The sequence below is a fragment of the uncultured Mailhella sp. genome (assembly GCF_944324575.1).
Taxonomy (GTDB): Bacteria; Desulfobacterota; Desulfovibrionia; order Desulfovibrionales; family Desulfovibrionaceae; genus Mailhella.
In genome coordinates this window covers 15,533-27,143 of sequence record NZ_CALUWV010000028.1, presented here as the reverse complement: position 1 = coordinate 27,143, position 11,611 = coordinate 15,533, and the positions used below count along the sequence as shown (strand labels likewise).

Here is an 11,611-nt window from a genome sequence, read left to right as displayed (position 1 = left end):
CCTCTTAAGAGGGCAGCCGAGTAATAGACCCTTATAGGGTCAAATCAAACCGCCCCTTGAAGGGGCGGTCCTGACTTTTATGCCATCTGCCGGAAAATGCGGCATCTGCGAGACTTTTGCCGTGTGCCGGGCTCAAGCTCGGGACAGTTTTTTGCCTACCGGCAGCAGCTTGCGTAGGGACAGCGCACGCAGCGGTCTGTTCGGCGGGGGGTGAACGCTTCGGCCGTGGCCATATGCCGCAGCACGAAGCCGAGCAGGGCGGGAATGCGTTCCTTGATGATGCGTTCCCTTGCGTCGTCGTCGATTTTCGTGCCGAGCAGAGGCAGTTCCTCGCCTCTGTCGGCAAGCTGCACGAGTGCGGCGTCAAAGAGGGGAGCATAGCGCAGATGTTCGGCGTTCTGCGGGTCATGGCCGCACATATAAAGATAGGCGGGAAGCTGAATGCTGGGCAGGTTTTTGGCAAGATCCGGCAGCGGGTCGGCCTTTCCCGGCATCCAGGAGTCCATGGCGTCCCACAGAAGGCCGTCGTCCCAGAAGGAGGGATGAGGCTGACGGCTGGTGCTGCCGCTCTTGTAGTCCAGAATGACGAGACCAGTTTCTCTTCTGTCCAGACGGTCTATCTTGCCTTCCAGGGTAAAACGTCGTCCGCCTTCCTCGAAAACGGCTGAAACGTTATGCTCAAGCTGCACGACTTCCAGCACCTCCGGCTGAGCGGCGGCAAAGTCGCGCAGGCGGGAAGGTCCGGCGGCTTCCAGCATGAAGCGGCTCTGGGCCGGAAGGTTTTCGGCAAGACCGCTTTTGGCCAGTTCCTCGCGAAAGAGGCTTTCCAGTCGTTCCGCGTTCAGCTCCCCGGAGGTGACGGGCAGCCCGAGGAAAGGCTGAAACGCCCGCAGAAGCACGGAATGCAGAAGATTGCCCACGCCGAGATGATCGTCGCCCTCCATGACCTCGTCCACTTCCTTCAGCGTGCACACGTACTTGCGGAAAAAACGCGCTGGGCAGGCGATGTAGGTGTCGAGGCCCGTGGGGGAGAGCTTTTTTTCAAGGATTTCCTTCATGCGGATGTTGACGGCGTCGGTGCGGAGGATGGGAGCGTACAGGGGAATCGGCGGCTCCGTCATGGGAAACACGGAAGCGTGAAGCGGGTCCGTGCCGGGACGCAGCACCTCTCCTTTCTTCTGCTCCACGCGCCATATGGATTCTTCCACCAGACGGGATCGGAGTTTCTTGCCGTCCATGACGCCGGTCTGTACGCCTTCCTGCCAGTACAGAAACACTTCCTTCGCGCCGGCAATGAGGCGGTGGAAGGTATGCGCGGCAAGCTGATCCCGGCGACTGTTGTCCGGAAGGCCAAGAAGAGGACGCAGATTGTCCGGCAGCAGCGGATCGCGGGCTGGGGCACCGGGAAGGGCGTCTTCGGTCATGTCCAGAAAGTATACGCGGTCGAAATGCAGAAGTCGTGTTTCCAGTGTACCGAGAATCTGCAGTCCGGTGAGGGGGTCAGCCTCGAAGGGAACGCGCTGTTCGGCAAGCCCCTGATGCACAATGGCGAAAATCGACTCCAGAGACAGCGTTTCGTCGGCCATGGCATTGTCGGAAAGCTCGGGAATCACGCCCTGCATGAGTCTTGCGAGACATTCCGCGTCCAGCGGAAAGCGCGGCCAGATGTGCGCGCCGCACTCCAGAAGAAGCTGACACAGCTCCCGCAGGCGGGAGGCCATGTCCGCCAGGGTGTCCACAGTGCGCCATCTGGCAACGAGCGTGTCCATGACCCGTTCCAGAAGCTGTCCCGTTTCTTCCGTGATATCTTCGGCCGGAGGTCTGCCGTCGAGGTCGCCGAGAATGTCGTCCGCCATGTCGGAGGCCAGAGTTTTGGCGTCCATCATGCGGCTGCCTGTGCGCAGTCTTGCTTCAAAGCGTGAGAGAAAGGGGCGAAGCGGCGTGATGCTGCCGTCTTCTTCGGCGGAAGGAACACCGAGCATGCGCACGTAGGGGTGGCGTATGAGCGCCATGAGACTTTTCCAGTGTACGAGGCCCGCGCCGTTCATGCTGCGCCGCGTTTCCATGATGCGCTCGACAAGCTGCGCCAGTAGCGAGCGCTCCAGCGGATAGCCGAGAGAGATGTTGATGCTCTTTTCCGGAATGTGGTGCAGAGTGGGCATGAGCAGGGAATCATGGGTGATGACCACGGCCCGGCTCTCGTTCGGGCAGGGGTTCGTTTCCAGCTCCTTTTTGAGTTCAATAAGCTGTGAGTGCAGATCGTAGCCTGCATGAAAATGGATGACGGGCTCCCGGTTCGAGGTTTTGCCGAGAAGTTCTCCCCGTGCCTTCCAGCGCGAGAGCCATTCCCTGTGTTCGCCGCAGCTCCAGTGTCCCGCGCCCGAAAGAACGGCAGGGTCGGTATGCAGGCATATCTGGGCGCCCCGTTCCCACAGATAGCGGAAGAGCGCGTCTTCCGCCCGGGTGAGGCGCACGAATCCCGCGATGATGACGCTCTTGCCCTGAAGCTTGAGGGGCAGATCCGGAGAGGCTCCGGCAAGCTGGGCGGCGTGCTGGGCGTCGAGTCCCGGCGTGCTCAGGCCGCGTTTGCGGAGCTCTGAGCGGTAGCGTTCCTGTATGCGGCTGAGACTGCCGAGCAGCGCGGCCGCGTACGGGGCCACCATGTCGTCCACGTGAAGCAGGTCTTCGGCTTCCACCATATGCCCGGCGCATTCGTCGAGCAGATGCGCAAGGCGCACGCCCCAGGGATAGAAGCGGGCCATGCCGTCTTCATCCTCCAGACTGCGGGCGAGTTTTGCCAGCGGAGAGTCCTTTGACTCCCCGGAGCTTATGTGAAGCAGACATTCCTTGAGCACGGCCACCTGATCCAGCGTACCCGCCATGCGGGGTACGGAACGTGTCCAGCTTTCGAGACAGGTCTGCACAAGCTGCCCTGCGTTCATGATGTGCGGCAGAAGCATGGGACGCGTCACTTCCCGACGGTAGATGTCGAGCAGATAGCGCCGCGGACGGTTGAGCGGAAACACGATGACCGCCTTGCCGGGTCGGTCGCCCGTCATCTCCCGGGCAAGGTCGTGCACGCGCAGCATGAAGTCGTCATCCCACGGCACGATCTGGAACGGATTGAAAGTACGGTTACGGCTGCTCATGGTCGTCGTCTCCGGGAAGAATCGGGAAGGTCTGGCGGCGGTCGAGATACACCAGCGCGCCGCGCACCTTCATGCCTCCCGCCTGCTGAAGAAGTCTGAGGTAGCGTGAAAGCTGGGATACATGTTCGGGAAGCGGCAGCTCTCCGTCGGCTCCGGTCTTGTACTCCACGGCCACGAGCTCCTGTCCGTCGTCCACAAGCAGATCCACGCGGTACTGCCTGCCGTCGGCGTCGAGCAGCGCGTGTTCCGGCGTGCCGAAGGCCAGCCAGTGCGGCGTTTCCGGCTGCATGGCGTACCAGAAGAGCACCTCTTCCACCTCCTTCTGAACCCTTTCCCGGTCGGGAACGGGCAGAGGAAACGTGGAAATGCCGCGGGAGGCTGCAAGGGCGGCGTCGCGCCTTGCCGAGGCTTCGCCCACGCCCGAGACCTGCAGACTCTCAAGGCAGTGATGCACGAGCGTACCGCGCCTTTTGGGCGTGAAGGTCCAGTCTTCCAGCGGACTGCGGAACATGCGAAGGCGCGGAAGCCAGGCCATGGGACGCCAGCGCTCGTCGTTGGCCGGTATCTCCTGTGCAGCGGTGATCGGCGCTTTTTCGGCAGACCGTTCCTGTATGTCGGAGGAAGGAACGGACGCCGCTTTTCCGGCTCCTGCCGCAGATTCCGTCTCGGGTGTCTTTTCTTCCGGCGGCACAGGCGCAGAGGAGAGCGGCGTTTTGTCCGGTTCGTCTCCCCACAGAAGGAGACCGTCCTTTGCCTGCAGTGTGCTTCTCATGCGGGAGAGCAGCGAGTCGAGCATGAAGGACACGGGGCCGTCATCCGGATCGGGCACGAACAGGTGAAGCTCGGATACGGCGCGGGTCATGGCCACGTAAATAAGATGCAGAGATTCTCTGGCCGTGTTCATGCGATCCTCAAGCCACGGTCTGCCCATGTCCCTGCACAGCGGAGCAAGCAGGCCCGTACCGCGGCTGTTCCAGAAAATGGACTTGTCGTCCGAGGATCGTCCGAGGGAGAAATTCAGCCATGGCAGAATGACCACGTCGAATTCCAGTCCCTTGGCCTTGTGCATGGTCATGATGCGCACGGCGTCCATGCTTTCGGGGAGGGGCGCCTTTTCCTGGCTGCCGCTTTCGTCCCACAGATCGAGAAAGCCGGAAAGATCGGACACGCCCTGTTCTTCCGCGCAGAACAGAACCTCGAGAAAACGGCGCACGAAGCCTTCAGCCTGCGGGCAGCGTTCCATGACGTGCCAGCGCTCCATGACTTCCATGACCGCATCATATGGCGTGAGCAGACCCGCGTTGTCGTGCAGCGGGGCAAATACCGATTCCCACGCTTCGGGAAAGTCCGCAGCAAACTGTCGCGCCAGCGTTCTCTGGCGTGAGCGTCGTGCCGCCCAGTCGGTGATTGCCGCCTCGTCGAGCACTCCTCCGTCCGGCGAGGGCAGCACAGGCAGAAGCTCGCGCGCGTTCAGCGCGGCCCAGAAGGCGATGTCGTCGTCCGGGTCGTTCAGAAAGCGCAGAAGACTCACGAGGCCCGCGATGACCGGCTGTTCGGCCAGCAGAAGGCTGCCCTGCGTGACCACGGGAATGCGCCGTGCCATGAGCCAGGCCGCAGCTTTTGCGGCCTGATCGTTGTTTCGCGCAAGAATGCAGATGTCGCCCCAGGCCCGGCCCTTGCCGAGCGCTTCCACCATGTCGGGCAGCCGGGAAGAAAGCTCTTCGTCTTCCCGCCCCCTGTCGAGCTCTCGCAGTGTCACGAGTCCGCCCGGCGCACAGTGCTCCGCACTCTGTGAGGCTCGGTCGAAGGCCTCGGCAAGCAGCGAAGCCTGCTGTTCCAGAAGCTCGCCGTCCCCTTCGGCCAGGGGCGAGAGCAGCTCCCGGGCAAATGCCATGTCTCCGAGGGGGGAAAACAGGGCATTGTTCCACGCCACGATGCGTTGACGGCTTCTCCAGTTGAAGGGCAGCGTTTCCAGCGTGGGGCGTTCCACCAGCGAGAGCAGCGGCGAGCCCGGCCGCACGAGCTGATCGAAGAGCGCGGCGTCGCCGCCCCGCCAGCCGTAAATGGCCTGCTTCACGTCGCCTACGATGGTGAGCGATCCGCCCTTGGAAAGCGCTTCCTCGGCCAGAGGCTGGAGCGCGAGCCACTGATCCCGGCTCGTGTCCTGAAATTCGTCGATGAGCATATGGGTGATGCGCGCACCGAGACGGCAGAACAGCTCGTTCACGCCTTCGCTGTCGTCCGCGGCGCGGATGGCGAGGCGCGGTACCTGCGAGGCGGCGATGATGCCGTTTTTGCGTTCGTATTCCTCCACTCTGGCGTACACGGCCTGCGCAAGCTCGGCAAACGGCATGAGACGGCGCGCGCCGAGAAGAACGCGTATTTCCCGCAAGTCGCTCTGCAGGCTCTCGTAGAGCGCGTGCAGCGACAGACTGGCGCTGCCTTTTGAGGCCTTGAGCAGACAGTCGTCGAAGCTCTCCTTCTGAAACATGGCCGAAGAGAGCGGAAGCTTTGCGGCTCTTCCTCCGCAGTCTATGCAGGCCGCGAGAGCGTTGAGAAAATGCTTGCTCGCCTTGAGCTCCTCCTGCTCAATGCGGGCGCGCATTTCCCGCGCGTCGTTTTCTATGCCGCGCAGGATGAACGCGAAATGGTCTTCCGCCTCTTCCGGCGAGGCGAGGTCGCGTATGCTCCAGCCGTCCCCGGCGAGCATGAGCGAAACCATGGCGGTCACGCGCTCGCGTATGCGCTCTCCGGCAAGAAAGCCGCGCGTCTTTTCCGAGCGCAGCATCTGTCGGCAGGCGCGGCGGAAAAGGGAACCGAGAAGTTCGTCGTCGCGGGCCTGCTCGGCCATGTCGTCAAAAATGGGACCGGTGATGTCGCTGTCGGCAAAACGCGGCTCGAAGTCCGGAGAGAGATCAAAGTCCAGCGCGGAAAGACGCACCATGAGATGCAGGAGACTGTCGATGGTGCGAATGTTCAGGGAACTGTAGCTGCGTATGAGCATGTCCACGGCGTCGCGCGCTCTGGCCGGCTTCCAGAACGACTCCTTTGAGGCGGTGGCACTCCGGGCAAGGGCCATGCCCTTGAGCCGGGAGAGCAGACGCTCGCGCATTTCCGTGGCGGCCTTGTTGGTGAAGGTGATGGCAAGAATTTCCTGCCAGCCGTAGGCATCTCCTTCGGCCACGGCGCAGCCGGAGGGCGGGCGGCTCCACGACGCGCCGGAAGAGCCCGCAAGCAGGGAGAGAAAGCTGCTCGTCAGCGTGTAGGTCTTGCCGGAACCTGCGGAAGCCTTGATCTGTCGGAATTCGCTCATAGGAAACGGGGTTGCGGGAAGGGCGTTTTTTTTATCATCGGTCATTCCGCGCTTCTTCGCAAGACGGAAAATCGTTCCGGGCGTGCCGATGCAAAAAGGCCGCGGACACAAGTTGCCCGCGGCCTTCATCATTGCCGGTATCTGAAAAGTGCGGCCCGCGTTATGCGAGTCTCTGGCCCGTGGTCGCGATGACCGAGCGCCAGTAGTTGGACTTGATGTCTATCTGACGGCGGCGGCGAGTGACGAGCTGCAGCGGCAGATGCACGAAACGGTCGAGCAGGCGGGCGACGACCATGTTGGTCTTGCCGGCCATGGCCGCATGCACGGCGTTGCGGCCGAGCAGGCCGCAGTAGACGCGGTCGTTGGTGTTGGCGGGCACGGAACGCACGATGTAGCTCGGGTCGATGTACTTGACGGTGACGTTCATGTCCTTGGTGGAGAAATAATTCTTGATGGCCTTCTGCAGGAAAAGGCCGATGTCGCCGAGCACGCGGTTGCCGGATGCGTCGGTCTTGCCGCTGGCGGTGAGCAGATCCTGACCTGCACCTTCGGCCGCCACGATGACGGCGTGGGAACGGTTTCTCAGACGTTCCTCGAGCGCGGGCAGAAGACCGCCTTCGCCTTCGAGCTTGAAGGGCACTTCAGGCACGAGCACGAAGTTCACGATGTTGAGCGAAAGCGTGGCCTGAGCGGCGATGAAGCCGGATTCGCGCCCCATGAGCTTGACGAGCCCCACGCCGTAGGGGGCGCCGATGGCTTCGGTGTGGGCGCAGCGCAGCGACGACGTGGCCACGTCCACGGCGGTGTCGAAACCGAAGGACTTGGGCACGAAGTTGATGTCGTTGTCGATGGTCTTGGGAATGCCGATGACGGACGTGTGGAGCTGGCGGCGGAAGATTTCTTCCTGAATGGCTGCGGCCGCCTTCATGGTGCCGTCGCCGCCGATGATGTAGAGCATGTTGACGTTCATGCGTTCAAGGGCATCCACGATTTCCTCGGGGCTCTGCGGGCCGCGGGATGAGCCGAGAATGGTTCCGCCGAAGGTGTGGATTTCCGACACATTCCTGGGGGTGAGCTCCATGATGTCGTGGTGATACTTGGGAATGAAGCCTTCCAGACCGTAGCGGATGCCGAGAATGGAACGCACGCCGTAGCCGTAGTAGGATTCGAGCACTACGGCGCGGATGACGTCGTTGAGACCGGGACAGAGACCGCCGCAGGTGACGATGGCCGCCTTGGTCTTGCCGGGGTCGTAATACACGTGCTCGCGCGGACCGGCCTGTTCAATATAGATGGGCGTGTCTTCCAGCCCCTTGACGTCTTCGCCGCCGTGCTCGGCATCAAGATAGAAGGGAACGGGCGTGTCGTCGACGTAGGGACCGATGGCCGGGTTGTCTATCTTGGCCTTGCCCACCGTCATGATATGCGTATCTATTTCGTGAGTCATTTGCAGCCTCCAGAATCATAGAGCGAAGAGAATACTTTTTTTGATTTTGCTTGTCACGCAAAAGTTTTTGGGCCGGGCCGATAAAAAGGCCGCCTCCTGTCGCAGGCTGCGACAGGAGGCGGCAGGCATTCGGGATGTCATGTTTTCCTGCAAGGCGGCTACGCCTTGCCGTCGTCCAGCGAATCCACCATGGTGTCGCGGTTGATCTGGCTGCGGCGCTCGCTGGCCTTGCGGAGCTGCTGACCTATGCGGTCGTTGCACAGGTCGATGGCGGCATACATGTCGTCGTTCTTTTCGCTGGCGGCAAAGTTGAGGTTCTGACCGGTGAGCATAAGATCGGCCTTGGGGCGACCGCTCTCCATGGAAAGGGTGACCAGAAGCTTTGCTTCCTCATCGCCGACCATGCGCTCTATCTTCTGGAAACGCTTGAGGGCGTAGTTCTTCAGGGCATCGGAAGGGGTAAGATTGCGGAAAACGACTTCAATCTGCATAAGCAATTCCTTCCCCGGTCGGGCCGGGAGCGGGCAAACCCCGCGTTCATGGGACGCAAAGACCTCGAACCGTACGGTCTTCTGCTCTTAAAAAGACGCTAGCATAGAACATCATGAAGGTCCAGCATTCCTTTGTTATGAAAAGAGGAACTTTGCATGAACGTCAGCTCTTTTTTTTCGCAAGAAACTTGCTTTCCTCTCCGCGCATGAGGCGTCCTATATTGGCACGATGAGCCCAGAGTATCATGACGAGAAGAACGACGGCCAGAGGCTCGAGATCAAAGCGTCCGAACAGCGCGTAGAAGACGACGAGAGAAGCCGCCATGACCATGGAACCGAGCGAGACGTAACGGGTGACGGCAATGACGGCCACGCAGCAGAGCACGGCGCACAGAAGCGGCCAGAAGGCCAGAGGAATGAGCGCGCCTATGGTAGTGGCCACGCCCTTGCCGCCCTTGAACCCCAGGAAGGGCGACTTGATGTGTCCGGTTACGGCGGCGAGGGCCACGATGCTCTGCATGAAGGGGGAAGGCAGCACGTTCACGGCCAGAAGTACGGGCAGAAGGCCTTTCATGATGTCGCAGAAAAGCGTCATGATGCCCCAGGGCAGGCCGCACAGACGGGCTACGTTGGTGGAGCCTATGTTTCCGCTTCCGGCCTTGCGGGGGTCGATGCCCTTGAAGGTTTTGGCAATGACCAGCCCGAAGGGTATGGCGCCGAGAAGGAATGCCAGGGCGATGCAGAGAACGAGGGTAAGATAGGTCATGGGCTCGTATCCGGGTTGAGGTTCTGACGGCAGGCGTGGAAAAATGCCCGGCGCGACAGCATCGCGCCGGGCATGACGTCATGACTTACTTGGCGGAGGATGGCGATTCTTCCGGCGCGGGAGTTTCGGCAGCCGCGGGCGTCTGGGCCGCGACCGGCGTTTCGGACGTGCCTTCTTCGGGAGCGGCAGCCGCTTCAGGGGCGGGAGACTGTTCGGCAGCAGCGTCTTCGGCAGCGGATGCGGTCGTTTCCTGCGCGTTCTGCGCGGGAGATTCGCTCGACGTGAAAGCTACCACCACATAGTTCTTGTGCACCATCCAGGACGTGAGAACGACCTGTGCGCCGGCGGGCTTGTCCGTCCAGGCTTCCCAGTCGGCGGCCGGCATGGCCATGACCGTCATGGGATGTGCCTTGAGCCAGGCGTCCCTGTCGGCCGTCGTGGCAAGGTCGGGCACGGCGAGGCGTCCGGACTGCTGCGGCAGAATTTCGTTGAGATGCCAGGCGTAGGCACCGGGGTAGACGTTGAAGGCGGCCGGAGCGTAGCCTTCCTTCACCTTGGCGGCCATGGCCTCGGCCTGGGCCCGCGGACTCAGAATCTTGTCCATGGAAGGCGCGACAAAGGCCTCGTAGGGCAGCATCATGAGAATCATGCCGAAGGCGGCGACGAGAAGGGAGCCTCCGGGCAGGCCGAGACGGGTGAAGAAGAGCAGCGCCACGGCCAGAAGGATGAGTACGCCGCCCATGTACATGGTGCCTTCAAGCCCGGCAAGCCAGGGCTCGGCCACGGCAGGCACGGCGGGCAGATAGTCGCCCACGTAGGGACGGACAACGGGGAACACCTCGATGAGAACGAGAGCAAGGCCCGCAACGGCGAAAAGAGCGGACGAGAGGCTGAAGAAGAAGCGGCTGCGACCAGGAGTGAGACGCATGATGGAACGGCCGGTCAGAACGGCGAGAGGCGCGAGCAGCGGAAGGGCGTATACGGCCATCTTGGCCTGCACGGCGGAAAGCATGGCCACGCCGGTGACGAGCCATATCCACAGCCAGCTGGAACCGCCCTTTTCCCTGCGGTTCTTCCATGCCGACGGAATGCCGCGCAGAGCGGCGAACCAGTTGACGAACAGCACCACGAGAATCCACGGCAGCCAGATGACGGGAAGGGCCACGAGATAGTACCACCAGAGCTGTCCGTGATTGCCGCCCTCGAGCACGCGACCGGCGAGCTGCTGCATCACCATGTTGCGCAGGTATTCCTGATGTCCGCCAAGATAGAGCACGGCAGCCCAGGCCAGAATCATGAGCAGCATGAGGGTGAAGCCCGGCAGTCCGTCACGGCTGTTCAGGCGGCCGGGAGTACCGCGCCAGAACAGGAAGAGGACGCTCGTGATCACGGCAAAGGCGATGCCGAGGGGGCTTTTTATGAGCGTGGCCGCGCCCATGAGCAGAAAGCCCGCGGCAAGCCAGAAGGGAGCGAACGACTTTATCCATCCGCGGTACAGGCAGGTCATGCCGAGCGCAACCACGGCGGCAAAGAGAAGATCCATGCGGGGATAGCAGGCCGCACCGCTGATGAAGGCGCAGCCAAGAGCCACCAGACCGGCGGCAAAGGCCTCACGACGATCGTGACCGGTGCCCCGGGCAAGCAGCCAGATGGAACCGATGAACAGAAGGTGGGAGACTGCCACCGCGAGGAACATCACCATGGGCATGGCCACGCCGGGAATCATGGTCAGCGCTTTCATGAACCAGAAGTAGAGAGGCGGCTTGTCGGGATAGGGCAGGCCGTTCATGGTGAGCATGAGCCAGTCGCCGTTGCCGAGGTTCATGAAGGCATCGGCAAGGCGGACTTCGTCGGAGAACCACAGATCGCGCACCTGCCACACTTCAAGGAAGGTCATGGCTGCGGCAAGAATGAGCAGAACGGGAAGTCCGGCGTAGGAGAGCGCATTGAAGAGCTTTTCTGCAGGCCCGGAAGACGGAGGTACGGGCACGGACTTTTTCGGCATGGCGATGGCTTCCGCCTCTTTTTCCTCCTTGTCCGCTGGGGCGGCGCCGAGGGTAAGCGGCGTGTCCTGCTTGTCTTCGGAAGAGGCTTCGCCCTTGTCTTCGACATGTTCCTGCGAGAGCTCGACGAGTATGTCGCCTTCGTCCTCGGGAGTCTTTGCTCCGGCTTCCTTTGTCAGGTCCGATTCCCCGTTTTCCAGGGGAGTCCTGTCATCGGAAGGCGGCGTCTCTTCACCGGAAACGGCAGCGACGCCTTCCTCAGCAGGCTGCGTCGTTTCCGTCCGTTCGTCGACGACGCTTTTTGCTGCTGAAAGTTGTTCCTTATCCTGATTCTTGCGTTCTATGTTTTCGTCCATGGCGGGCTCCCGCTTGGGGTTCAAGAAAAAAGTCCGGCAAGACCGGCAGTGTGGCGAGTATCCCAAAATATCCGTGACGGCGCAAG

Annotated in this window: 6 protein-coding genes; all 6 read right to left on the bottom strand. The window is 61.7% G+C overall.

What is annotated here, in order from left to right:
- Nucleotides 1-155: 155 nt before the first annotated feature.
- Nucleotides 156-3,149, bottom strand: coding sequence for a PD-(D/E)XK nuclease family protein (locus Q0J81_RS05230; protein WP_294446411.1), 2,994 nt, complete (start codon nt 3,147-3,149; stop codon nt 156-158).
- Nucleotides 3,136-6,507 carry an exodeoxyribonuclease V subunit beta gene (locus Q0J81_RS05225; protein ID WP_294446410.1) on the bottom strand — a complete coding sequence of 1,124 codons (3,372 nt, stop codon included), beginning with the start codon at nt 6,505-6,507 and terminating at the stop codon, nt 3,136-3,138. The genes Q0J81_RS05230 and Q0J81_RS05225 overlap by 14 nt, the downstream gene beginning before the upstream one ends.
- Before the next feature lie 115 nt (nt 6,508-6,622).
- Entirely contained in the window at nt 6,623-7,909 is a 1,287-nt protein-coding gene (locus Q0J81_RS05220; protein WP_294446409.1) for an ATP-dependent 6-phosphofructokinase, read from the bottom strand.
- A 158-nt stretch (nt 7,910-8,067) separates the two neighbouring features.
- On the bottom strand, nt 8,068-8,400 hold the full coding sequence (gene raiA / locus Q0J81_RS05215; RefSeq protein ID WP_294446408.1) for a ribosome-associated translation inhibitor RaiA: 333 nt from the start codon (nt 8,398-8,400) through the stop codon (nt 8,068-8,070).
- Nucleotides 8,401-8,563: 163 nt separating this feature from the next.
- Entirely contained in the window at nt 8,564-9,166 is a 603-nt protein-coding gene (gene plsY / locus Q0J81_RS05210; RefSeq protein ID WP_294446407.1) for a glycerol-3-phosphate 1-O-acyltransferase PlsY, read from the bottom strand.
- A gap of 85 nt (nt 9,167-9,251) precedes the next feature.
- On the bottom strand, nt 9,252-11,525 hold the full coding sequence (locus tag Q0J81_RS05205; protein ID WP_294446406.1) for a glycosyltransferase family 39 protein: 2,274 nt from the start codon (nt 11,523-11,525) through the stop codon (nt 9,252-9,254).
- Nucleotides 11,526-11,611 lie beyond the last annotated feature (86 nt).